Genomic DNA, 24,655 nt, shown 5'->3' with positions numbered 1-24,655 from the left:
GGATAGAATGGCGGTTCGTGCAGGCCGGTTGCCTGCGCGACCCGCCATTTTTTCATTTCGACAGAGGTGCCATGGGCGCACATGTCCCGTCGTCTCACGATTCCGCCGCACGGCCGCGCGCGCAGCAGATCGCCCGCATCGTGCTGTATGCGGCGCTGCTGGTGCTCGCGCTGTGGGTGATCCGCGACTTCATTCCCGCCATTGCATGGGCCTGCGTGACCGCCATCGCGATGTGGCCGCTGCTCAAATGCTTCGAATCGCACCGGCTGTTCCGTGACCGGCCGACGCTCATCGCCACCGTCATCACGGCCGCGATCTCGCTGCTCGTCGTGCTGCCGGTCGCGGTCGCGGCCACCCAGGCGATCGGCCAGGCGCACGACCTGCGCGAGTGGCTGCGGACGGTCCAGGACAACGGCATTCCATTGCCGGACGTCGTCGCCCGGCTGCCTTACGGCTCGGCGCAGGTCACCGAATGGTGGCAAGCCAATCTCGGCCATCCGTTGCATGCGTCCACCGCGATGCATGGCGTGAACAGCGAGAAATTCCTCGCGTTCGGTCGTCAGTTCGGCACCAGGCTCGCGCATGCGCTGCTCGAATTCGGCTTCATGCTCGTCACGCTGTTCGTGATCCTGCGCGCGGGCCACAAGCTGTCGGGCGCGTTGTTGCAGGGCGCGCGGCGTGCGTTCGGGCACAACGGAGCGGAACTGATCGACCGAATGGTCAAGGCCGTGTACGGCACGGTGACGGGGCTCGTCGTCGTCGGGCTCGGCGAGGGCGCGCTGCTCGGCATCGCGTATGCGCTGGCCGGCGTCCCGCACGCGGCGCTGCTCGGCCTCGTCACGGCGATTGCCGCGATGCTGCCGTTCTGCGCGCCGCTCGTGTTCTGCGGCGCGGCGCTCTGGCTGTTCGTGCAGGGCGCGACCGTGTGGGCCGTCGTGGTGGCCGTGCTCGGTTTCATCGTCGTGTTCGTCGCCGAGCATTTCGTGCGGCCGGTGTTGATTGGCAGCTCGGCGCGGCTGCCGTTCCTGCTCGTGCTGTTCGGCATCCTCGGCGGCGCCGAGACGTTCGGCCTGATCGGGCTGTTCGTCGGCCCCGCGCTGATGACGGTGCTGACGATGCTGTGGGCCGAATGGATTGCGTGACGATGCACGCCGTTGCGCCGATTTGACGGAGCGGCGCAACGGATTCGATGCGCGCGCAAGCATGCGCCGGCCGCAACGCTCGGCCACCATCTGGCTTGCGCGCGGGCCTGCCACGCAGGGATTCGTATAAAGATCTCTACATTTCTTTTCGATCCGGACCCAAAGGTCTAGTAGCATGGGGCTTTCGATCACGCCGGCATGGCGCAGCAGATTTCCCCAAGCATGCGATTGATTCCGATGTCCCGACCCGCGGCGATGCTGTCCCTGGCCGCGGGCTGCCTGATGTTGCACGGCTGCGCGTGGTTCGACTCGTGGCTGCCGTTCTCGTATTCGCGCACGCCGCTCGCACGCGCCGCCTCGCGGCATGGCGCGACGCGCGCCGACGTCGTCCGCGCCGGCGGCAACCCGCGCAGCGTGTGGATGGTCCGCAACGGCAGCGGCGTCTGCTACAACTACTTCATCGAGCACGGCAACGATCACCGCGAGTATTTCGTCGTGTTCGACCGGGCCGGCGTCGTCACGCAATACGGCTTCGATTCCTGCATGGACGCCGACCGCAAGGGCACGCTTCAGCCGGGCAAGAGCGCGTCGCGATAGTGCGGCCGCCACGCGCGGCAAGCGCGCGTCATGCGGCTGTCACGCTATCGTGTCGACCACGCCGCCGTCGACGCGCAACGCCGCGCCGGTCGTGGCCGATGCCTGCGGCGAGCACACGTATACGACCAGGTTCGCCACTTCCTCCGTCGTCGCAGGCCGCTGGATGATCGAACTCGCGCGCGCGCTGCGCACGAACTCCACCGCGATGTCGTCGATGCTGCGGCCCGTTTCCTCGGCCTGCGCCTTCAGCAGCGCGCGCACGCCTTCCGACATCGTCGGCCCCGGCAGCACCGAGTTGACCGTCACGCTGGTGCCGGCCGCGAGCTTCGCGAGGCCGCGCGCGATCGACAGCTGCGCGGTTTTCGTGAAGCCGTAATGAATCATGTCGACCGGGATGTTCAGGCCCGATTCCGACGAAATGAACACGATGCGCCCGGCATTGCGTTCGATCATCCCCTTCAGGTAATGCCGCGCGAGCCGCACGCCGGACATCACGTTCATCTGGAAGTAATGTTCCCACTCGGCGTCGTCGATCTCGAAGAACGCCTTCAGGCCGTAGATGCCCGCATTGTTGACGAGGATGTCGGCATCCGGCGTGTGCTGCGTGATGCGCGCGACGCCGGCCGCATCGGACAGGTCGGCGGCGACGCCGTCGAAGCTCGCGCCGGGCACGGCCGTGCGCAACTGCGCGAGCGCAGACTGAACCGACGTGTCGCTGCGGCCGTTGACGACGACGTGCGCACCGGCGCGCGCGAGCCCTTCGGCGATCGCGAGCCCGATGCCGGCGGTGGAGGCGGTGACGACCGCGGTCTTGCCTTTCAGATCGATGTGCATGAGCGTGACGGGAGAGGAGTGAACGGGATCCGCCGCGCGTGCCGCGGCGGCCGGAATTCAAAGCTTAGGCGAAATGGCGCGATCCCGCGTCGACGCGGGCAGGCCCGGTTGCGCGCCGGCGCACAGTCTTGTACGGTGAGCGTTCGCCGTCCGAACCGGGAGCCCGCCGCGTGAGCCGTACCGCCAACCGATCGATCGACCCGTCGCCGTTCTGGCGCGACGCCGCGCTGCCGTTCATCGAGGCGCGCACCGTCGACGACGGCCGCGAGATCTGCTACGCGAAGCACACGCACGATACGTTCTCGGTGGGCGCGATCGTCGGCGGCACGAGCACCTACGTGAACGGCGCGACGAACGAACATGTCGGGCGCGGCGTGCTCGTGATCATCGATCCGGAACAGGTCCATGCGTGCAACCCGTACGGCCCCGATGCATGGGCGTACCGGATGGTCTATGTCGACGTGCCGTGGCTCGCGCGGCTGCAGCATGCGCTGGGGCGCGATCCGAACGGCGATTTTCACGGGTTTTCGCCGAAGTTGACGGAGCGCGGCGACCTGTTCGCGCAATTTGGCGGGTTCTATCGCACGCTTGTTTCGCCTTCGGTCGATCCGCTCGGCAAGGAAAGCGCGGCGGTCGAGTTCTTCACGCAACTGCACGGCGCGCTCGATCGCGAACTGCCCGACCCGCGGCCGGGCGACGACAACGCGAAGCTCGCGCGCGCGGCCGACTACATCGCCGCGCATTGCCGCGAGGGCGTGACGCTCGATGCGATCTGCGCGGCGGCCGACCTGTCGCCGTCATACCTGATCCGTGCGTTCAACGCGCGCTACGGGATGACGCCGCACGCATTCCTGGTCGATCGCCGCGTGCAGTACGGCCGCACCGAGCTGCGCCGCGGCCGGCCGATCGCGGAAGTCGCGCTCGATGCGGGCTTTGCCGACCAGGCGCATTTCCAGCGCGCATTCCGGCGCATCGCGGCCGCGACGCCCGGGCAGTACCGCAGCGCGATGCGCTGAGCGGCAACGCGGCTAGACGTCGAGCAGGAGCAACGCGCTGCCTGCCAGCAGCAGCGCCATCAGCCGGTTGAACACGCGCATGCGCCGCGCGTTCGCGAGCCGATGCCGCAGCGACGCGCCCGCATACGCCCAGCAGGCGATCGACGCGAAGCAGATCACCAGATACAGCGCGGCGAATTGCCAGACCTGCGCGCGGTCGCCGTCGGCCGCATACGCGCCCATCGCGGCCACGCATGCGAGCCATGCCTTCGGATTGAGCCACTGCATCGCGGCGCCGGATGCCGCCGACGGGCCGGCCACGTCCGGGTCGGCCGACAGCCGGCCGTCGTCGAGCGCGAGCCGCAACGCCATGAACAGCAGGAACGCGATCCCCGACCACTGCGTGGCCGTCGTCAGCACGGGCCAGCGCGCGAGCGCCGCGTGCAGGCCGAGGCCGATCAGCAGAAAGAGCGCGACGAAGCCGAGCGTCGCGCCGGCCGCGTAGCGCAGGCCGGCGCCCAGGCCGTGACGGGCGCCCGCGCCGAGCGCGACGATGTTGACGGGACCGGGGGTGATCGACGAGGCCAGCGCGAACGCGGCCATCGAAACCAGCATGCTCATCAGGTGTCTCCATGCGAAATGTCGAAAGTCGCATCGAGACTACGGGAGCCGTTTCGGCCCGTATTGAAGAAAACTGCCCTCGGCTGGCGCGGCCGCCGTCAGTGCAGCGCGCGCGGCGCGTGGGCCGGACGCGGCTCCGCCGACTCGCCCGAACCGTCCGATCCGGCTGCGTCGGCCGCGCGCAGCGGTCCGCTCGCGCAGGGTTCCGTCGATACCGAGAAGCCGAACGTATTGATGCCGCCCACGCACGCGACGAACACGCCGCCGCCGTGCATCTCGGCCACGGCCTTGACGATCGACAGCCCGAGCCCGTGGTTCTCCTTGCTGTTCGCGCGCGCTTCCTCGAGCCGGTAGAAGCGCTCGAACACGTGCGAGCGCTGCACCGGATCGATCGGCTCGCCGGGGTTCGACACGGCCATCTCGACGAGCGTGTCGCGGCGCGTGATCGTCACGTTCACCGTCGCGCCGGGCGCCGAATGCTGGATCGCGTTGATCAGCAGGTTCGTCATCGCGCGGCGGAACAGCGACGGATCGACGGCCGCACGCGCATCGCCGTGCAATTCGGCGCGCAATTGCGCCTCGTCGAGCGGGATTTCGAGGAAGTCGAGCATGCGCCGCACCTCGTCGGCGAGCGACACGTCCTTCAGGTCGGTCGCGCGTTCGCCGCGATCGCTGCGCGACAGGAACAGCATGTCGTTGATGATCACGCGAAGCCGCTCGAATTCCTCGAGGTTCGACTGCAGCGTCTGGCGCATCCGGTCGACCGAGCGGTCGCGGCTCGTCAGCGCGACCTGGGTCTGGCCGATCAGGATGCTGATCGGCGTACGCAGCTCGTGCGCGACGTCCGCGTTGAACGCCTCGAGCCGCGCGTAGGTTTGCTGGATGCGCTCGAGCGCGCCGTTGAACGACGTGGCGAGATCGCGCAGCTCGGTCGGCAGCGCGTCGGTGTGCAGCCGCTGGCGGCGGTTCGTCGCGCTCACGCTCGCCGCATCCTGCGACAGCCGGTCGAGCGGCGCGAGCCCGAAGCGCGCGACCGCGCGGCTCAGCAGCAGCGTGATGACGGTGGCCGTCGCGATCAGCGCGGCGAGCGTCCAGCCGAAGCGGCGCAGCATCCGCTGCGTGCGCTCGCAAGACGACGCGACGACCAGCTGCAGCTCCGGCCGCTCGCCGGCGCCGGCCAGCGTGACGGTCTTCGTCATCACCGCATAGCTGCTGTCGTTGAGCTGGTAGCGCTGGAACGCGCCGAACGGCGGGTCGAGCGGCACGCCGTTGACGGGTTTGCCGAAGCGGAACGCCGGGTTGTCGCTGACGACCTGGTAGTGCGTCGAGCCGTCGGGCGGTTCGAGGTCGGCGAGCTTTTCCTGCATCAGGCGGCCGCGCTCGGCCGTGGTCGCGTGCGACACGATCATCGCGGCGACCTTGGCGCGCGTGTCGAGCGTCGCGCGCAATTCGGCGAACAGCTGGCGCTCCATCATCACGAACAGCCCGCAGCCGACCAGCGTGAACACGAGCAGCGACACGATGCCGAACATCGCCGAGAGCCGCAGGATGATCGAGCGTTTCATGCCCGCCGCTCCGTGTCGCCGTCCTCGCGTGCCTCGAGCACGTAGCCCATGCCGCGGATCGTGTGCAGCAGCTTGTCCGCGAACGGGCCGTCGAGCTTCGCGCGCAGTCGCTTGATCGCCGTCTCGACGACGTTTGCGTTGCTGTCGAAGTTCACGTCCCACACGAGTTCGGCGATCGTCGTCTTCGACAGCACCTCGCCGCTGCGCCGCGCGAGCACGCCGAGCAGCTGGAATTCCTGCGCGGTCAGGTCGAGCCGCGTGCCGTCGCGCGTCGCGCGGCGGCCGATCAGGTCGACGCGCAGGTCGCCGATCGAGATCAGCGTCGATTCCTGCACGCGTGCGCGGCGCGTGAGCGCGCGCAGCCGTTCGATCAGCTCGAGGAACGAGAAGGGCTTGGTCAGGTAGTCGTCGGCGCCGCCGCGCAAGCCCCGCACGCGATCGTCGACGCGGTCGCGCGCGGTCAGCATGATGACGGGCGTCTGCTTCTGCGCGCGCAACGCACGCAGCACGCCGAAGCCGTCGAGCTTCGGCAGCATCACGTCGAGCACGACCACGTCGTAGTCGAATTCGACGGCTTTCCAGGCGCCGTCCTCGCCGTCGAGCGCGGTGTCGACGACCCAGCCTTCCTCGGTCAGGCCGCTCTTCAGGTATTCGACGACTTTCGGTTCGTCTTCGACGATCAGCACTTTCATGTTTGTCTTCCGCTAACCGGGTTAAGGGCCGACGCCCGCGGTGCGCTGCGGGGCCGCCGCCGCGACGTCGGATGGCGGGGCGCCGTTCGTCGCGGCGCCGTCCCAGCCGCCGCCGAGCGCCTTCGCGAGAAACACGACGAGCGCCGCGCGCTGGCCCTGGATCTGCACGGCCTGGCGTTCGCTCGTCAACAGTTGCTGCTGGGCCGTCAGCACGTCGATGAACGGCGTCAGGCCGCCCGCGTAGCGGTCCTGCGCGAGCGACACGAGCTTGCGCGCGTCGTCGACGGCCGCCGCTGCCTGCTGCGCGGCGTCGGCGAGGATCGACAGGCCCGTGACCGCATTTTGCACTTCCTGGAACGCGGTGAGCACGGTCTGCCGGTAGCTGGCCTGCGCGGCGACGTAGCCGGCCTGCGCGAAATCGACGCCGGCCTTCAGGCGGCCGCCTTCGAACAGCGGCTGGCTGAGCGACCCGCCGACCGACCACAGCAGCGCCGGCACGGTGAACAGGCCCGCGAAGCGCGTCGCATCCCAGCCGATGTCGGGCGACAGCGTGATGCGCGGGAAATACGCGGCGCGCGCGACGCCGATCTGCGCGTTCGCGGCGGCCATCGCGCGTTCGGCCGACGCGACGTCGGGCCGCCGCTGCAGCAGGTCGCTCGGCATGCCGGTCGGCAGCGCGGGCGCGTTGATCGGCACCACGCGCGGCGGCAGCGAGAATTCGGGGGCCGGCGCGCCGACCAGCGTCGCGAGCGCGGTTTCGACCTGCGCGCGCTGCTGGAGCAGCAACTGCGCCTGCGTGCGGGTCGCGTCGAGCTGTGAGCGCTGCTGCAACAGATCGAGGCCCGACACCGCGCCGAGGTCGTGGCGCGCGCTCACGTAGTCGAGCGCCTTCTGCTGCAGGTCGATCGAACGCTTGACGACGTCGATTTCGCTGTCGAGCTCGCGCAGCGCGAAATAGCTCGACGCGAGATTGGCGGTCAGCACGAGGCGCGCGTTCGCGAAATCGTCGCGCGCCTGCTCGGTGGTGGCCTGCGCGGATTCGACGCTGCGCCGCACGCGGCCGAACAGGTCGAGCTCGTAGCTGACGGCCGCGCCGACCTGGATCTCGTTCTGCACGGTCGACATGCTCTTCGTCGCGTAGTTGGTCTGCGGCCGGTCGGCGGAGATCTTGAAGCGCTGGCCGCTCGCGGTCAGGCCGACGGCCGGATACTGCGCGGACGCGACCGACGAGAGCGTCGCCTTCGCCTGGTCGTAGCGCGCGGCCACGGCCTTCAGGTTCTGGTTGTTGCGCAGGGCGTCGGTTTCGAGTGCGTCGAGTTGCGGATCGCCGAACGCGGTCCACCACGCGGGATCGAGCGGCGCGCGGGCCGGCGCGGCCGGATGCCAGTACGCATCGGCCGGGGCGAGCCGCCACGCGGCCGGCGTGTCGACGGCCGGGCGCTGGTAGTCCGGGCCGACGGCGCAGCCGGCGACGGCGGTTGCCGCGACGACGGCGGCGAGCGCCGCGGGCCGCAGGCGGGCGTGCATCGCGCTCACGACTTCGCTCCGGCAACCGCGGACGCCGGTTGCGCGGCCGGCGCCTGCACGACGACCTTGTCGCCGTTCGCGAGCGCGTCGCTCGGGTTCGCGACGAGGCGGTCGCTCGGCGTGAGCGGGCCATCGACTTCGAGCGTCTGGCCGATCGTGCGCACGACCGTCACCTGCTTCAGGTGGACCTGGCCGTTCGCGTCGACGGTCGCGACCGTCGGGCCTTCGCCGCGGAACAGCAGCGTATTGGCGGGCACCTGCAGGCGGCCGACCGGCGTCATCGGCAGCGTGGCCTGCACGTAAGCGCCGGGCAGCAGCCGTCCGTCCGGGTTCGGCAGCGTGATCTCGATCTGCAGCGAGCGCGTCGCGACGTCGATCGCCTCGGACGTGCGCGTGATCGTGCCGTCGAAGGTCCGGCCCGGCAGCTCGGCCTGCGCGACGCTCACGTGCTGGCCGATCTTCACCTGCTGCGCGTTGGCCTGCGGCACCTGCACGTAGAGGCGCAGCCGGTCGGCCTGCACGACGGTGAACAGCGAACGGCCGGCGTTGCCGGAATTGACGAGATCGCCGACGTCGACGTTGCGCTGCGTGACGATTCCGTCGATCGGCGCGACGATCCGCTGGAAACCCTTCAGCTCGGTGAGCCGGCGCATGTTCGCGTCGGCCGCGGCGAGGTTCGCGGTGCCCTGGCTGAACGCGCCTTGCCGGTCGTCGAGTTCCTGCTGCGAGACGGCATCGCGCTGGCGCAGCTGCTGCGCGCGGTCGAACGACGTCTTCGCGAGCGCGAGCGCGGCCTGCGCCTGCTGGCGTTGCGCGGTGGCCTGCGCGAGTTCCTGGTTCAGTTCGGGCGTGTCGAGTTCGGCGAGCGTCTGCCCCTGTTTCACGTGCGCGCCGATGTCGGCCTGCCAGCGCAGCACGTAGCCGCTCGCCCGCGCGTAGATCGGCGCCTCGACGAAGCCGCGCAGCGTGCCGGGCAGCGTCAGCTTGCCGCCGGTGGCCGCGTCGACCGGATGCACGACGCTCACGTACTGGCGCGTGTTCTGCTCGGCGACCGCGGCGAGCCGGTTGCCGTTCAGCACGTTGACGACGATCGTGCGCGCGGCGCCGGCGGCGAGCAGCACGCCGATCACGACCAGGACGATGCGCCCGCGCCGCGACACCGACGTGCGCGTCGGCAGGTGCATGCCGTGTTCGTCCACCTGGATGCCGACGGCGCTGTGATGTTTCTCTTCCATGAATTCAACCAATTCAACCGGGTAGTGGGGCGAAAGTCAGTGTCCGGCCTGGCGCGCGCGCCGGCGGGCCAGCCGCGCATGCACGCCGCCGAACACGAGCGGCACGAACAGCAACGTCGAAACGGTCGCGAACAGCAGCCCGCCGATCACCGCGCGGCCGAGCGGCGCATTCTGCTCGGCGCCTTCGCCGAGACCGAGCGCCATCGGCACCATCCCGATGATCATCGCGAGCGCCGTCATCAGCACCGGCCGGATCCGCGTCGCGCCGGCCTCCAGCGCGGCCGTGAGCGGCGGCGCGCCGGCCGCGAGGCGCTGGCGCGCGAACGACACGACCAGAATGCTGTTCGCGGTCGCGACGCCCACCGTCATGATCGCGCCCGTCAGCGCGGGCACGCTCAGGTGCGTGCCGGTGATGAACAGCATCCACGCGATGCCGGCGAGCGCAGCGGGCATCGCGCTGATGATGATCAGCGGGTCGAGCCACGACTGGAAATTGACGACGATCAGCAGGTAGACGAGCACGATCGCCATCGCGACACCCGCGCCGAGGCCGATGTACGACGTGCGCATCGTCTCGACCTGGCCGCGCATCGTCAGGTCGGTGCCGCGCGGCAACGTCGCGCGCGCGCCGGACACGATGCGGTCGATCTCGCCCGCGACCGCGCCGAGGTCGCGGCCTTCGACGCTCACGTACACGTCGACCGCCGGGCGGATGTTGTAGTGGGTGATCACGGCCGGGTTCACGGTGCTGCGCACCTGCACGAGGTTGCCGAGCAATTGCAGCGGCACGCCCGTGCGGCCGCTCGCCGAGATCGGCGTGCCGAGCAGGTCGTCGACCGACGCGATGCTGTATTGCGGGGTCTGGATCTGCAGCGGGTACTGCACGCCGGTGCGCGGGTTGATCCAGAACGAGGGCGTGGTCTGAGAACTGCCGGACAGCGAGATCAGCATGTTCTGCGCGACGTTCTGCGCGGAGAGGTTGAGCTGCTGCATGCGCGTACGGTCCATGTCGGCCAGCAGGGTCGGCTCGTCGTTCCGTTGCAGCACGTGCACGTCGACGGCACCGGGGATTTGCCTGATCTTTTTCATCAGGCTGCTCGCAATGGTCATGTTACTCGCGAGATCGTTGCCGAGCACCTGCACGTCGATCGCGGCCGGCTGGCCGAAGTTGAGGATCTGCGTGACGATGTCCGACGGCTGGAAGAAGAACTCGACGCCCGGGAAGCGTTGCGGCAGCAGCGTGCGCAGCGTCTGCACGTAGTGCCGGGTCGCGCGGTGGCCGGGTTTCAGCGCGATCAGCAGCTCGCCGTCGAGCGTGCCGATCGTGCCGGCGTTGCTGTACGACAGGTTGATGCCGCTCACCGGCAGGCCGAGGTTGTCGACGATCGCGCCGAGCTCGTCGGGCGGCACGGTTTCGCGGATCACGCGCTCGACCCGGTCGGCGAGGCGCGCGGTTTCCTCGATCCGGTAGCCGGTCGGCGCGCGCATGTGCAGCCGGATGTTGCCGGAATCGGCGTTCGGGAAGAAGTCGCGGCCGAGCACGAACACCAGCCCCGTCGACAGCACGCAGAAGCCGAGGAAGCACATCGCGTAGAAGCGGCGGCGCACGAGCAGGATGCTGAGCAGCACGATGTACCACGCGCGCAGCCGTTCGAACGCATGGTTGAACGCGTGATGCAGGCGCGCGAAGCGCGACATCGAATGCTCGGGGCCGGTGTTCGCCTGCTGCGGGCGGAACAGCAGCATCGCGAGCGTCGGCACCAGCGTGCGCGACAGCACGTACGACGCGAGCATCGCGAACACGACGGCTTCCGCGAGCGGCACGAACAGGAAGCGCGCGACGCCCGTCAGGAAGAACATCGGCACGAACACGATGCAGATGCACAGTGTCGACACGAGCGCGGGCACCGCGATTTCGCCGGCGCCCTCGAGGATCGCGTCGTGCAGGTTGGTACCGAGGTGCAGGTGCCGCTCGATGTTCTCGATCGTGACGGTCGCATCGTCGACGAGAATGCCGACCGCGAGCGCGAGGCCGCCGAGCGTCATGATGTTGATGGTTTCGCCGAGCGCGGACAGCGCGATCAGCGACGTGAAGATCGACAGCGGGATCGAGATCGCGATGATCAGCGTGCTGCGCCAGTTGCCGAGGAACAGCAGGATCATCATCGCGGTCAGCACGGCGGCGATCAGCGCCTCGTGGATCACGCCCTGGACGGCCGCGTCGACGAACACCGACTGGTCGAACAGCGGCGTGATCGTGAGCCCCTCGGGCAGCGTCGGGATCACCTTCGGCAGCAGCGCCTTCAGGTCCGACACGACCTTGAGCGTCGACGCGTCGCCGCTTTTCAGGATCGAGATGAGCACGCCGCGCTGGCCGTTCTGGCGCACGACGTTGGTCTGCGGCGCGAAACCGTCGCGCACCGCTGCCACCTCGCGCAGGTAGGTCGTCGCGCCGTTGACGGTCTGGACCGGCAGGTTGTTGATGTCGGCGACGGTGTCGGCCGATGCGTTCGTGTCGATCCGGTATTCGGTCTGGCCCATCTTCGCGGTGCCGGTCGGCAGCACGAGGTTTTGCGCGTTGACCGCGTTGACGATGTCGGCCGGCGTGAGCCCCTTCGCTTGCAGCGCCTGCGGGTCGAGGTCGATCGCGACCACGCGCGTGCGGCCGCCGTACGGGAACGGGATCTGCGCGCCCGGCACCGTGATCAGCTGCGGGCGCAGGAAGTTGAGCGCGATGTCGGCGAGCGACTGTTCGCTGAGCGTCGTGCTCGACAGCCCGAGCTGGATCACCGGGATGCTCGACGCCGAATAGGTGATCACGAGCGGCGGCGTCGCGCCCTGCGGCATCTGCCGCACGATCGCCTGCGCGGAGGAGACCGTCTGCGCGATCGCCGTCTGCACGTTCGCGCCCGGTTGCAGGAACACCTTCACGACGGCGATGCCCGGCAGCGACGTCGATTCGACGTGCTGGATGTTGTTGACGGTCGTCGTCAGGATCCGCTCATGGACGGACGTGATGCGATTGGTCATCTCCGTCGCGGAGAAGCCGCTGTAATTCCAGATCACGCTGATCACGGGGATGTTGATCGCGGGCAGCACGTCCACCGGTGTGCGCATCAGCGCAAGCGGGGTGGCCAGCACGATCATGATGGCCATGACGATGAACGTGTAGGGGCGCTTGAGCGCGAGATTGACGATCCACATGGAGGCAGCGGGACGGGCGGTGATCAGGCGTCGGTGAAGGGAACCCGAATGATAGGCGTCGGCGTGGAACGGGTTACTGTCGCGAAACTGGCGGAACGGTCAGGTTGAGGCGCGCGCGCTGCGCGCCGATTCCGCAGACGGAATGCACGTGTCGCGATGGCGACGGTTGTGCCGATCGTGCGGCGCTCACAGCTGTTCCATTCCGAAGCGCGCGAGCGCCTGCAGATCGACGACCTCGATCTGGTTGTACGCGAGCCGCAACGCGCCGAGCTTTTCCAGCTGCTGCAGCGCCTGGTTGATCCGCTGCCGCGACACACCGACGAGCATGCCGAGTTCCTCCTGGGAAATCGACAGCGACGGGCCGGTATCCGGATACAGGTCGGGGTTGAAGAGCTGCGCGAGCGCCTGCGCGACGCGCGCGTCGACATCGAGCAGCCGGCTGTTCTGGATCGATGCGATGAATTCGCCCATCCGGTTGTTCAACTGATGGATCACGAAGCGCGTGAACGGCAGGCTGGTATCGAGCAGCGCATGGAAGGTGTCGACCGGCACGAACAGCACGGTCGAGCGCTGGATCGCGACGACTTCGTACTTGCGCAGCTCGCGCTTGATTACGCTGCCTTCGCCGAACCAGCCGCCCGACGGCACGCCGGAAAACGTGCAGCCGCGCCCCGACACGTTGAAGATCGCGAGCTTCAGCAGCCCCTGGTGCACGCCGATCCAGTACTCGGACGGCGCGAGCCGGTGCGCGATCACGTCGCCGGCCTCGCACTGCTCGACGCGCGACTGCGCGAGCACGAGCGCCTGGTGCTCGGGCGCGAGCGTGCGGAACCACGCGCACTGGGCGAACAGCGTCGCGAGCGGCGGCAGCGGGCCCGGTTCGGGAAGCGTGTCGGCCGGGCGGGCGGCCGCGTCGGGCGGCGCAACGGAGTCGTCGTGCATGGGTGCGGGTTTGCGAGGATAGGGATAACGCGCAGCGCTGGAGCGGCACTCTGTCGTTTCGATGACAGACGGCTCACAATAGCGCCCGTTAGGCTGTCGGCAATTGAACCACATCAAAACGATCCGGGGTGCATGCACGCCGGTCGACAGTAAACGGGAGACAGGATCATGACGCAGATGTTCGAGGCCGGACTCGGCCGCCGCGACGCCAATTACGTACCGCTCACCCCGATCGATTTCCTGGTCCGCACGGCCGAAGTCTATGGCGAGCGCCTTGCGATCGTGCACGGCGACGTGCGGCGCACGTGGGGCGAGACCTACACGCGTGCGAAGCAGCTGGCGAGCGCGCTCGCGCAGGCCGGCGTCGAGCGCGGCGACACGGTCGCGGCGATGCTGCCGAACATCCCGGCGATGGTCGAGGCGCACTTCGGCGTGCCGATGGCCGGCGCGGTGCTCAACACGATCAACACGCGGCTCGACGTGCCGTCGGTGCTGTTCATGCTCCGTCACGGCGAGGCGAAGGTGCTGATCGTCGATACCGAATACGCGGAGCTCGCGCATCGCGCGGCGCTCGAGGTGCCGGGCCTGAAGATCGTCAGCGTCGCCGACGCGATGCCGGCCGATCCCGACCGTTTCGCGGGCGCGACCGACTACGAGGCGTTCGTGGCCGGCGGCGACGCCGACTACGCGTGGACGCCGCCCGCCGACGAATGGGAGGCGATCGCGCTGAACTACACGTCCGGTACGACCGGCGACCCGAAGGGCGTCGTCTACCACCATCGCGGCGCGTATCTCGCGGCGATCAGCAATATCCTCGAATGGGACATGCCGAAGCACGCGGTGTATCTGTGGACGCTGCCGATGTTCCACTGCAACGGCTGGTGCTTCCCGTGGGCCGTCGCGGCGCGTGCGGGCGTGAACGTGTGCCTGCGCAAGTTCGACGCGAAGACCGTGTTCGACCTGATCCGCCGCGAACGCATCACGCATTACTGCGGCGCGCCGATCGTGCAGAGCGCGATCGCGAATGCACCGGCCGAATTCCGCGCGGGGATCGACCACACGGTGCACGCGATGGTCGCGGGCGCGGCGCCCGCGCCGGCCGTGATCGCGAAGATGAAGGAGATCGGCTTCGACCTGCTGCACGTGTACGGGCTAACCGAGGTCTACGGCCCGGCGACCGTCTGCGCGAAGCAGGCGCACTGGGACGCGGTGTCCGACGAGGAACGCGCGCGATTGAATGCGCGGCAGGGCGTGCGCTACCACCTCGAAGCGGGTGCCACGGTGCTCGATCCCGACACGATGGCGCCGGTGCCGGCCGACGGCGAGACGCTCGGCGAGATCATGTTCCGCGGCAACATCTGCATGAAGGGCTACCTGAAGAACCCGAAGGCGACCGACGAGGCGTTCCACGGCGGCTGGTTCCATACCGGCGATCTCGCGGTGCTGATGCCGGACGGCTATATCCGCATCAAGGATCGCAAGAAGGACATCATCATCTCCGGCGGCGAGAACATCTCGAGCATCGAGGTCGAGGACGCGCTGTACCGTCATCCGGCCGTCGCCGTCGCGGCCGTCGTCGCGATGCCCGATCCGAAATGGGGCGAAGTGCCCTGTGCGTTCGTCGAGCTGCGCGAAGGCGCGAGCGCGACCGAGGAGGAGATCGTCGCGCACTGCCGGCAACTGCTCGCGGGCTTCAAGGTGCCGAAGGCCGTGCGCTTCGGCGAGCTGCCGAAGACGTCGACCGGCAAGATCCAGAAGTTCCAGCTGCGCAATGCGGTCGGCTCGGACAAGGCGATCGACCTGGCGGGCGACAAGAAGTAGGCGAGTCGCCCGGCCCTGGCCGATCGTCCGGTGCCTGTCACGCGGTGCGTTCGAGCCGGAACACGCTGACCGCGTCCGACAGCTGCGCGGCCTGGTCGCGCAGCGCGACGGCCGCGCGTTCGGCGTCGGAGATCAGCGTCGCATTCTGCTGCGTCGCTTCGCCGATCTGCGTGACGGCCAGGTTCACCTGCTCGATGCCGGTCGATTGCTCGCGCGACGCGGCGCTGATCTCGCCGATCAGCGTGCGGACCTGGTCGACCCGCGCGACGATGTCGCGCATCGTGCCGCGTGCGGCGTCCGCGATCCGGTAACCCTGTTCGACGGTCGCCGACGATTCGGCGCTCAGTGCATCGATCTCCTTGACGGCGGCCGCGCTGCGCTGCGCGAGCGCGCGCACCTCGGCCGCGACCACGGCGAAACCCTTGCCGTGTTCGCCCGCGCGTGCGGCTTCGACGGCCGCGTTCAGCGCGAGGATGTTGGTCTGGAAGGCGATGCCTTCGATCGCGCCGGTGATTTCGGCGATCCGGCGCGTCGCGCGGCCGATGTCGTCCATCGTCGCGACCACGCGCTGCACCGCGGCGTCACCGTTCGTCGCGGCGGCCGACGCGTCGGCGACCAGCGCGTTGGCCTGCGCCGCGTGCTCGGCGCTTTGCTGCACGGCGGCAGTGATCTGCTCCATGCTGGCGGCCGTCTGTTCGACGCTGCTCGCCTGCGTCGCGATCCGCGCGGCGATGTCGCCGCTGCCGGCCGCGATGCCGACCGTGCCGTGCGCGATGTCGGCCGAGCTGTTGCGCACCTGCGCGACGATTCGCGCAAGGCCGTCGCCGATCCCGTCGACCGCCTGCACGAGCCGGCCGATCTCGTCGTTGCCCGCGCTGCCTTGCGCGGGCGCACCGTCGCGGATGCGCACGCTGAGATCGCCTGCCGCATAGCGCTCGGAGGCCCGCGCAGCGGCTTCCAGCGGCCGGCTCACGACGCGGCGCACCACGATGACGAACAGCGTCGCGAACGCCGCGACGAGCACGGCGCCGATCATCAGGAAACGGTTGCGGGTGGCGCGCATGCTGGCGAGCAGCTCGTCGTCGAGCGCGATGCCGCCGACGAGCCACTGCCACTGCGGAATCGTCGTGAACGACACGAATTTCGCGGTCGGCCCGCCGTCGTGCGCGGCCGGGTCGGTCGACGTGTACGCGAGCCGGCCCTGGCCGGCCGCGAGCATCTGCGCATAGGGCGCACGCGTGTCGTCGGCGGGTCGGCCGGCCGCATCGGGATGCACGACGAAGGTGCCGCGCGACGGGCCCTGCGACGCGTCGAGCACGAAGTAGTAGCCGTTGTCGCCGATCTTCAGCGCGCGGATGCCGTCTTCGACGAGCTTGAGTTCGGCGCCGATGTCGAGGCCGACGAACAGCGCGCCGATCACGCGGCCGGTCGCGTCGGTCACCGGCTTGTACTGCGTGATGTACGACCGGCCGAACAGCTTCGCGAGGCCCGTATAGCTGCGCCCGGCGACGAGCGGCGCATATGCGGGGCCCGCGCGGTCGAGCTTGGTGCCGACGGCGCGCGCGCCGTCCTGCTTCTTCAGCGACGTCGTGATGCGCACGAAATCGTCGCCGTCGCGCGCGAAGATCGTCGCGATCGCGCCGCTTTTCTTCAGGAACTGGTCGGGAATCGAGTAATCGAGGTCGAGCGGCTGGCCGCCCGCGAGGAGCGTCGGCGCGGCCACGCCGCCGATGTCGACCGGTCGTGCCGGGTCGAGCGCGAAATCGGCCGGCAGGAAACTCGCGAACAGCGACATCGAGCGGTTGGCTTCGGCGGTCAGGGCCTTGTCGAACAGGTCGACCATCGCGCGGATCGACTGCTCCTTGTCGACGATCCGCATGTGCGCTTCTTCGGCGAGCTGCCGGCCGGCGAAATGGGCGAGCGTCCATGCGAACACGGTAAACAGCAGGGCGACGAGCACGCACGCCAGCGCGGCGAGACGCGCGCCGACGCTCACCCGGCCCAATTGGGTCAATCTCATGAAGCATCCTGAGTGGGGAGGGAGAGGGGGCGGAACGCACGCGTCACCGCTAGTCGTCCGTTAAATACGGCAACTCTGGCGAAATCTTTAGCGGAGCGTCGTCGCCGGCGGGCCGGCAGGCGTGCGAAGGACAGCGGATGTCAGTGCGTCACGAGCCACGCGACGGCCAGGTAGCGGCCGACCTTCGCGATCGTCACGATGACGAGGAAGGTCGGCAGCGGCTCGCGCAGCACGCCGGCGATCATCGTCAGCGGATCGCCGATCACCGGCGCCCAGCTGAGCAGCAGCGACCAGCGGCCGTAGCGGCTGTACCAGCGCTCGGCGCGTGCGAGCGCGGACGGCTTGACCGGAAACCAGCGGCGCTCGCGGAAGTGCTCGATGCCGCGCCCGAGCGCCCAGTTGATCGCCGAGCCGCCGACGTTGCCGATGCTCGCGACGAGCACCAGCGCCCATACGGGTTCGCGCCCGGCGAGCAGCAGGCCGGCGAGCACGGCTTCGGACTGGAGCGGGAACAGGGTCGCGGCGACCATCGACACGGCGAACAGGCCGCCGTAAGTGAGCAATTCGGACATCGCGCGATTGTACCGGCGGCGTCGCCGTCGGCGCGGGGGCGTGGCGGTCGCGCGGAACGGAAAGCGTCGGTGTCCTCAGTTCCAGCCGGCCATGATCGCGCCCATCCCGACGAGCAGCCCGCCCGTCACGCGATTCATCGCGCGCATCCGCGCCGGCCGCTGCAACGCCCGGCTCAGCCGGTGCGAGAACAGCGCCATCGACGCGACGCCGCCCGCGAACAGCAGCGCGAACGTCGTCGCGAGCAGCAGGAATTGCAGGTTCAGGCTCCAGTCGGAATCCGGGCTGATGAACTGCGGAAAGAACGACGGAAAGAACAGCAGCGTTTTCGGATTCAGGCCGGAGGTCGCGACACCGCGCCAGAACAGCGCGCGGCCGGTGTCGGTGTCCGCCGGGGCCACGGCGGCCGCGGCCCCGGTGCCGGCTGCGGTCGTGGCGGCGGGAGCGCCGGCCGGCGCACGGCTGAGCCATTGCCTGGCCCCGAGCCACACGAGATACGCGGCGCCGGCCCAGCGCAGCACGGTCAGCGCGTGTTCGTTGAGATGCACCAGCGAATTCAGGCACAGCGCGGTCAGCGCGAGTTGCAGCAGCACGGCGAGCGTGCCGCCCCAGACGCACGGCAGCGCGCGGCGCCAGCCGGTGCGCAGCGCCTGGTTCATCGTGAGCAGGTTGACGGGACCGGGAGCGTAGATCAGGACGACGGAAGCAGCGAGGAACGACAGATAAAGCTTGAACGACATGACGGAAGCAGGAACAGGGCCGCAGGCACCGGCCCCGCACGCGGTCGGATAGGCGTGCGGGGCGGCGGGGAATCGCATGCCTGCCGCCCGGCACCGCAACTCGTGATTGCGGCCGTGCGTCCCGGTGCGAAGGGGTGTCGCGGGGAGCGTGCCGGGCAGCAGGCATGGAGAAAATGTATCAAGCGGCTCGGTTAAAAGGCTTCCTGTTTTCCAGCAAAACGGGCCTGAAACCGGAATCCTGTTCAGATAGAATGCCGATTTTCAGTAGAAGATTCTTCTCGCCATGGCTACCCGCGAACGCACGCCCAAAACGCTCGACAACCAGGACCGCAAGATCCTGGGTGCATTGCAGAAAAATGCGCGCCTGTCGAACGCCGAACTCGCCGAACAGATCGGCATGTCGACCACCGCCTGCTGGAACCGCACGCGGCAACTCGAACTCGACGGCTACATCGACGGTTACGTCGCGCTGGTCAACCAGCGCATGCTCGGCTATGCGGACATCGTGATCCTCGAAGTCACGCTCGATCGCCATGAGGACGACGCGCTCGCGCGTTTCGGCTCGGAACTGGCGGCGCTGCCGGAAGTGCTCGAGGCGTACCTGGTGTCGGGCGAGTATGACTACTGGATCAAGGTGGCGGTGGACGGCACGGCCGGCTACGAACGCTTCCTGCGCGAAAAGCTGTACCGGATTTCGAGCATCCGTCACAGCCGCTCGATGTTCGCGCTGCGGTGCATGAAGGATGTGCCTTCGATCCAGGTGTGACGGCGCGGGCTGCCACGGTTCGCTGTTGGTCGCCCGCGCGTGCGGTCGACCGAAAATCGAAAGCAATAAGAAAGGAAATGCAGCGCCTTTAGCAAGGTTGCCGTCACCGGCGATTCACTGCCGGTCACTATTCTCCCGTTCGTTACGAATCATTACGCCTCATTACGGTGGCGCATGGAAACGTTTTTGTCCGACGAACAGGAGCATCCGTGTACAAGATTCTCGTCCTTGCCGCTGCGATTGCCGCGACCCTGACCGCGTGCAACAGCGATTCCGTCAATACCGCTGCGACGCTCGGCGACACGACATCGACGCTGCTGTCGACCGGGCAGCGCATCACGCCGTTGGCCGCGCCCGGCACGACGCTCGTCGCGCTGAATCCCGGGCTGCAGGACGTGCCGGACCTGATCGCCGGCCAGCCGGTGTCGGAGGCCCTCAGCCCGGACCGCAAGACGCTGCTGGTGCTGACGAGCGGCTACAACAACAGGCTGGACGCCGGCGGCAAGCTGATCAATGCCGATTCGAACGAGTACGTGTTCGTATTCGACGTGTCGGGCGGCACGCCGGTGAAGAAGCAGGTGCTGCCGGTGCCCGATACCTACGTCGGTATCGCATTCGCGCCGGACGGCCAGCATTTCTACGTGACCGGCGGCGGCGACGACAACCTGCACGTATTCGCGTTGTCGCAGGGCGCCTGGGGTGAAGCCGGCGCGTCGATCGCGCTGAGTCACAAGGGCGGTAACGGCCTCGGCAGCGCGCCGCTCGCGACCGGCGTCGACGTAACGGCCGACGGCAAGCGCGCGGTCGTGGCGAACCGCTATCACGACAGCGTCACGCTGGTCGATCTGGCCGGGCGCGCGGTGCTGGCCGAACGCGATCTCCGTCCTGGCAAGAGCGGCGGCGCGTCGGGCACGCCGGGCGGCGAATATCCGAACGCGGTGCGCATCGTCGGCAACAAGACGGCCTACGTGTCGAGCGAACGCGATCGCGAGATCGTCGTCGTCGACATCTCGACCGATGCGCCGCAGATCGTCACGCGTATCGCGGTCAAGGGCAACCCGAACAAGATGGTGTTGAACCGGGCGCAGACTCGCCTCTACGTCGCGTCCGACAACGCCGACATCGTGTCGGTGATCGATACGACATCGAACAAGGTCGTGTCGAGCGTGTCGACGGTCGCACCCACCGGGCTCGTCACGGAAATGCAGTATCGCGGCGCGTCGCCGAACGGGCTTGCTTTGTCGCCTGACGAAACCGCACTGTACGTGACCAATCGCGGCACCAACGACGTCGCGGTCGTCTCGCTGTCCGGCGATACGGCGAAAGTGAGCGGACTGATTCCAACCGGATGGTATCCGTCCGATGTCGCGGTCGGCGCGAACAACGCGCTCTACGTGGTCTACACGAAGAACATGCCGGGGCCGAATCCAGGCAACTGCAAGGACAGCGGCAGGACCGTACCGTGCCCGGTCAAGAACTCGCCCGTGCACCTGGTGGAGAACCAGTACATCGAGCAGTTGAGCAAGGGCGGATTCATGTGGATGCCCGCGCCGGACAGCGCGACGCTCGATCTGTTGACGAAGCAGGTCGCCGACAACAACAGCTTCAATGCGGCGCTCTCCGCCGCCGACGTCGCGACGATGAACGCGCTGCGGCAGAAGATCAGGCACGTGATCTATATCGTCAAGGAGAACCGCACGTATGACCAGATCCTCGGCGATCTGGGCCGCGGGAACGGCGACCCGTCGCTGGCCGAGTTTCCGGACGCGACGACGCCGAGCATGCACGCGCTCGCGAAGACGTTCGTCACGCTCGACAACTTCCACGATTCCGGCGACGTGAGCGGCAACGGCTGGCCGTGGTCGACCGGTGCACGCGAGTCCGATGCCGGCGCGAAGATGCTGCCCGTCAACTATGCGAGCAGCCCGGCGCGCAGCGGCGCGCGCGGCGGCTCTTACGACTGGGAAGGCCAGAATCGGAACGTCGACGTCGGCCTCACCGGCGCGCAACGCACGGCGGCGAACCCGCTCACGCCGAGCGACCCCGATCTGCTGCCCGGCACGGCCGACGTGTCGGCACCGGACGGCCCGTCGGATGCCGTACAGCAGGGCTATATCTGGAACGCCGCGTTGCGTGCGGGCCTGACGGTGCGCAACTACGGCTTCTTCATGGATATCTCGCGCAACAGCGGCCCGAACGCGATTCCGATGGACCGGGCGCCGTTCGCCGACAACAAGGTGCAGGGGTACAGCGTGACGCCCGCGCTCGTCGATCGCACGGATCCGTACTTCCGCGGCTATGACAACGCGTATCCGGACTTGTACCGCGAGCTGGAGTGGGAGCGCGAATTCAACCAGTTCGTCGGCAACGGCCAGTTGCCCGCGCTGACGCTGCTGCGCCTGCCGCATGACCATACCGGCAGCTTCGCGTCGTCGCTGGACGGCGTCAACACGCCGGAGCTCGACATGGCCGACAACGACTATGCGGTCGGCCGCGTTGCGCAGGCGCTCGCGAACAGCCCGTATGCGTCGGACACGCTGATCTTCGTCGTCGAGGACGATGCGCAGGACGGACCGGACCACGTCGACGCACATCGCAGCACGGCATTCGTGATCGGGCCGTACGTGAAGCAGAACGCGGTCGTCAGTACGCATTACACGACGGTCAACATGATCCGCACGATCACCGAGGTGTTGAATCTCGATCACCTTGGATTGTTCGATGCGACACAAGGGCCGATGACCGACGTGTTCGACCTGAGCCAGGCGAAGTGGACGTACAAGGCGGTCGCGTCCGGGCTGCTCGCGAACACCCAGCTGCCGATTCCGGCGGGCGACATCAAGACGGCCGCGCTGAAGCCGACGCACGGGATGCGCTACTGGGCGGCGGTCACGCGCGGGATGGATTTCTCGGTCGAGGACCGGCTCGATGCGGTCGCTTACAACAAGGTGCTGTGGAAGGGGCTGATGGGCGCGAAGGCGTATCCGGTGCGGCCGGGCGACACGCAGCAGGCGACGCGCCGGCATGACGACGATGACGACGTGCCCGCGACGGCGCCCGCGAAGCACGCGGTGAAGGGCTGACGCCCTCGCTTGACGAAAAACCGGCGGCGAACGGGCCGCCGGCATACGAACGGCGGGCCGCTCGACGGACCGTCGTTCGTTTCAAGTCCGCCCTGGCCGTTCCGCTCAGCGCGGCAGGCGCGCGTGTGCTTCAGCGATGACTTCGCAGTTCTCGAGGTGGAGCGCCCACGCTTCCGCAAGCAGCTCGCTCACACGTGCGAGCCAGCCAGTGGATTGGGTGGAACGATCGGAGACATTAGACGTTTGCATGACGAAGCCCCATATAGGTGGCGAGTTAGGGATAACCCTAATCATAGCGAAACGTCACCGCCTTGTGAAATTCGATTTCGTTATATGAGAATTACTGACATTTTATGTTGCTGCCACGCAACATGAATATCGGCGCCGTCGTGTGACGCGCAGGCGTGCCGAGGCCGTGCCGGCACGGCCTCGCGGGAAGAAAAACAGGGGGAGTCGAACGTCGGGGAAAAGGGCGCGATTACCGGCCAATCCACCCGAAGCGCCAGGACAGCCGCCGCGTCGCGGCGCGCAGCGTCTGCGCGAGGTCGCTGTCCGGCCCGCGCGGAAAGCCGCGCGACGAGCCGATGATCGCGATCACGAGCCGGATGCTGCCGGTGTGATCGAACACGGGCGCGGCGACCGTGCCGATGCCCGGCACCGGCGCATCGAACGCGAAATCGAGTTCGTCCGCGCGGATCGCCGCGAGCCGCGCGCGGAATGCGGCGTCGTCCGGCGCGGCGCGGGTGCCCGCGAGACGCACGGGCTCGTTGGCGAGCAGGTCGGCCAGCACGTCGTCGGACATGCCCGATGCGAAGATCCGGCCGATCGCCGTATTGACGAGCGACATCACGGTGCCGACTTGCAGGCTCACGTGCTGCGGCCGCGCCGATTCCTCGAGCCGGATCACGGTCGGGCCGAGCGGGCCGAGCGTCGCGGCGGCGACACTCATGTCGGTCGCGGCGGCCAGCGCGACGATCTCGGCTTCCGCGTCGCGCGTCGGCGACACGCGCTGCATCGCGATCAGGCCGAGCGCCTGCGCGAGCGGGCCGCCGTCGAAGCAGCCGGCGTCGTCGCGGCCCAGCAGGCCGATCTTCTGCAGGCTGACCAGATGCGGAAACGCCTTCGCGGCCGGCATGCCGGCCGCCGCCGCGAGATCGCGCAGCGGCAGCGCGCGGCCCGCCGACACCAGCGCGAGCAGCAGTTCGCCGGTGCTGTCGAGCGCGTTGATCCCGCGCTGCGCCTTCGCGTCGTCGGCCAGGGCCGGCGGCACGCGCGCCGCGCCAGCTGCCGGCACGGGCGCGGACGCGGGCGGCGATTCGGCCGCGCTCGACCCTTGCGCGCCGAGCGACGCGGTGGCCTGCCGCGCCGTTTCGCGCAAGGCCGTCGCGATCGGGCCGTCCCAGTCGACGTCGATCGACCCGCTCGAACCGATCACCGTCAACGCAAGCTGCAGATGCCCGTGCGCGTCGCATACGGGCACGCACATCGCGCTGACGCCGGGGCTCGGCCGGTCGATGCTGCGTTCGATGCCGCGCGCGCGGATCGCTTCGCGTTCGGCCTGTTGCGCCTCGGCGTCCGGTGCGGCTTGCGCGGTTTCGGCGCCGGCGAGCGTCGCACCCGCGCCGGCCTGGCTCGCAGCCATCGCGTCGAGTTGCGCGGCGTCGCCGAACGCGTGGAACACGCGGCCGGTCGCCGTCGTGTCGAGCGACATCACCGAACCGACGTGCAGGTTCACGTGCAACGGATAGCCGCCGTGCTCGATGCGCACGATCGTCGGGCCGAGCGCGCCCGGCACTGACAGCGCGACGCTCAGGCCGACGGCTTCGGCGAGCTGCGCCGCGTGCGGCAGCGCCGCGCGATAGGCCGGCTGGCGCTCGATCGACATCAGCCCCAGCCGCAGCGACAGCGGGCCCGGCTCGTAGTTGCCGGTGATCGCATCGCGCTTCACGAGCGCGAGCCGCGTCAGGCTGACGAGATAGGTGTGCGCCTGCGCGGTCGACAGGTCGGCCGCCGCGGCCAGCTCCGACAGCCCGAGCGGCTTGCGCCGGCGCGCGAGCGCGTCGAGCAGCCGGCCGCCGACCTCGACGCTCTGGATCCCGCGCTGCGCCTTGGGCGGCGCGTCGTCTGCGCTGACTTCGTGGTTCTGCACGCGATGATTCTTCCGTTGACGAAACCCCGCATGGTATCCGACGCCATTTCTCGCGCCAGCCCGCAGGTTTACCAGAATTAAACAATAGCAAGCGACTTTGTCATTGACAAATATTCGAGGCGGGAAGATGATCCGCTCATTCCCCTCAACAC

At 68.5% G+C, this 24,655-nt stretch carries 19 protein-coding genes; 6 read left to right on the top strand and 13 right to left on the bottom strand.

The features are described from left to right. Positions 1 to 71 precede the first annotated feature (71 nt). Both DIE03_RS04310 and DIE03_RS04305 read left to right on the top strand, forming a co-directional pair. Positions 72 to 1,142: an AI-2E family transporter gene (locus DIE03_RS04310; protein WP_124447814.1), complete on the top strand. Its 1,071-nt coding sequence runs from the start codon at positions 72 to 74 to the stop codon at positions 1,140 to 1,142. 222 nt (positions 1,143 to 1,364) lie between these two features. Next, positions 1,365 to 1,739: a hypothetical protein gene (locus DIE03_RS04305; protein WP_124447812.1), complete on the top strand. Its 375-nt coding sequence runs from the start codon at positions 1,365 to 1,367 to the stop codon at positions 1,737 to 1,739. A gap of 39 nt (positions 1,740 to 1,778) precedes the next feature. Here DIE03_RS04305 and DIE03_RS04300 read toward each other — a convergent pair whose 3' ends face one another. Beyond that, positions 1,779 to 2,573, bottom strand: a complete 795-nt coding sequence (locus tag DIE03_RS04300) for an SDR family NAD(P)-dependent oxidoreductase (RefSeq protein WP_124447810.1) — start codon at positions 2,571 to 2,573, stop codon at positions 1,779 to 1,781. A gap of 170 nt (positions 2,574 to 2,743) precedes the next feature. Here DIE03_RS04300 and DIE03_RS04295 point away from each other — a divergent pair, with 170 nt between their 5' ends. Further along, on the top strand, positions 2,744 to 3,589 hold the full coding sequence (locus tag DIE03_RS04295) for an AraC family transcriptional regulator (protein WP_124447808.1): 846 nt from the start codon (positions 2,744 to 2,746) through the stop codon (positions 3,587 to 3,589). Between the two features lie 12 nt (positions 3,590 to 3,601). Here the strand turns inward: DIE03_RS04295 and DIE03_RS04290 are convergent, their stop codons facing one another. The 7 genes from DIE03_RS04290 to DIE03_RS04260 form a co-directional block, all read right to left on the bottom strand. Then, on the bottom strand, positions 3,602 to 4,189 hold the full coding sequence (locus DIE03_RS04290; RefSeq protein ID WP_124447806.1) for a LysE family translocator: 588 nt from the start codon (positions 4,187 to 4,189) through the stop codon (positions 3,602 to 3,604). A 98-nt stretch (positions 4,190 to 4,287) separates the two neighbouring features. Continuing rightward, positions 4,288 to 5,754 carry a heavy metal sensor histidine kinase gene (locus tag DIE03_RS04285; RefSeq protein WP_124447804.1) on the bottom strand — a complete coding sequence of 489 codons (1,467 nt, stop codon included), beginning with the start codon at positions 5,752 to 5,754 and terminating at the stop codon, positions 4,288 to 4,290. After that, the gene (locus tag DIE03_RS04280; RefSeq protein WP_009688307.1) at positions 5,751 to 6,446 is read right to left on the bottom strand and encodes a heavy metal response regulator transcription factor; all 696 of its coding nucleotides are present in this window, start codon (positions 6,444 to 6,446) and stop codon (positions 5,751 to 5,753) included. Before DIE03_RS04280 ends, DIE03_RS04285 begins: the two co-directional genes overlap by 4 nt. Before the next feature lie 21 nt (positions 6,447 to 6,467). Next, positions 6,468 to 7,973, bottom strand: a complete 1,506-nt coding sequence (locus tag DIE03_RS04275; RefSeq protein WP_124448136.1) for an efflux transporter outer membrane subunit — start codon at positions 7,971 to 7,973, stop codon at positions 6,468 to 6,470. Positions 7,974 to 7,978: 5 nt separating this feature from the next. Beyond that, positions 7,979 to 9,208, bottom strand: coding sequence for an efflux RND transporter periplasmic adaptor subunit (locus DIE03_RS04270; RefSeq protein ID WP_124447802.1), 1,230 nt, complete (start codon positions 9,206 to 9,208; stop codon positions 7,979 to 7,981). Positions 9,209 to 9,244: 36 nt separating this feature from the next. Continuing rightward, positions 9,245 to 12,412 (bottom strand): efflux RND transporter permease subunit, encoded by a 3,168-nt coding sequence (locus DIE03_RS04265; RefSeq protein WP_124447800.1) that lies wholly within the window; start codon positions 12,410 to 12,412, stop codon positions 9,245 to 9,247. Between the two features lie 186 nt (positions 12,413 to 12,598). Beyond that, a complete protein-coding gene (locus tag DIE03_RS04260) occupies positions 12,599 to 13,354 on the bottom strand; it encodes a Crp/Fnr family transcriptional regulator (RefSeq protein WP_124447797.1) in 756 nt (251 codons plus the stop codon). Between the two features lie 168 nt (positions 13,355 to 13,522). Here DIE03_RS04260 and DIE03_RS04255 point away from each other — a divergent pair, with 168 nt between their 5' ends. Beyond that, positions 13,523 to 15,175, top strand: a complete 1,653-nt coding sequence (locus tag DIE03_RS04255; RefSeq protein ID WP_124447795.1) for an acyl-CoA synthetase — start codon at positions 13,523 to 13,525, stop codon at positions 15,173 to 15,175. Positions 15,176 to 15,212: 37 nt separating this feature from the next. Here DIE03_RS04255 and DIE03_RS04250 read toward each other — a convergent pair whose 3' ends face one another. The 3 genes from DIE03_RS04250 to DIE03_RS04240 all read right to left on the bottom strand — a co-directional run bounded on the left by DIE03_RS04250 (position 15,213) and on the right by DIE03_RS04240 (position 18,505). Beyond that, positions 15,213 to 17,195: a methyl-accepting chemotaxis protein gene (locus DIE03_RS04250; RefSeq protein WP_124447793.1), complete on the bottom strand. Its 1,983-nt coding sequence runs from the start codon at positions 17,193 to 17,195 to the stop codon at positions 15,213 to 15,215. A gap of 140 nt (positions 17,196 to 17,335) precedes the next feature. Then, on the bottom strand, positions 17,336 to 17,767 hold the full coding sequence (locus DIE03_RS04245; RefSeq protein WP_124447791.1) for a YqaA family protein: 432 nt from the start codon (positions 17,765 to 17,767) through the stop codon (positions 17,336 to 17,338). Between the two features lie 75 nt (positions 17,768 to 17,842). After that, positions 17,843 to 18,505, bottom strand: coding sequence for a LysE family translocator (locus DIE03_RS04240; protein ID WP_124447789.1), 663 nt, complete (start codon positions 18,503 to 18,505; stop codon positions 17,843 to 17,845). A 283-nt stretch (positions 18,506 to 18,788) separates the two neighbouring features. On the opposite strand from DIE03_RS04240, the gene DIE03_RS04235 reads away from it, so the two are divergent. Next, on the top strand, positions 18,789 to 19,271 hold the full coding sequence (locus DIE03_RS04235) for an Lrp/AsnC family transcriptional regulator (protein WP_059240672.1): 483 nt from the start codon (positions 18,789 to 18,791) through the stop codon (positions 19,269 to 19,271). A gap of 209 nt (positions 19,272 to 19,480) precedes the next feature. After that, positions 19,481 to 22,354 (top strand): bifunctional YncE family protein/alkaline phosphatase family protein, encoded by a 2,874-nt coding sequence (locus DIE03_RS04230; protein ID WP_124447787.1) that lies wholly within the window; start codon positions 19,481 to 19,483, stop codon positions 22,352 to 22,354. A gap of 105 nt (positions 22,355 to 22,459) precedes the next feature. Here the strand turns inward: DIE03_RS04230 and DIE03_RS04225 are convergent, their stop codons facing one another. Together DIE03_RS04225 and DIE03_RS04220 are read right to left on the bottom strand one after the other, a co-directional pair. Continuing rightward, on the bottom strand, positions 22,460 to 22,603 hold the full coding sequence (locus DIE03_RS04225) for a hypothetical protein (protein WP_162999171.1): 144 nt from the start codon (positions 22,601 to 22,603) through the stop codon (positions 22,460 to 22,462). Between the two features lie 229 nt (positions 22,604 to 22,832). Beyond that, entirely contained in the window at positions 22,833 to 24,503 is a 1,671-nt protein-coding gene (locus DIE03_RS04220; RefSeq protein WP_124447783.1) for an IclR family transcriptional regulator, read from the bottom strand. Positions 24,504 to 24,655 lie beyond the last annotated feature (152 nt).

Source organism: Burkholderia sp. Bp8992 (assembly GCF_003853705.1).
Classification (GTDB): Bacteria; Pseudomonadota; Gammaproteobacteria; order Burkholderiales; family Burkholderiaceae; genus Burkholderia.
This window is presented reverse-complemented; position numbering and strand designations above follow the sequence as displayed.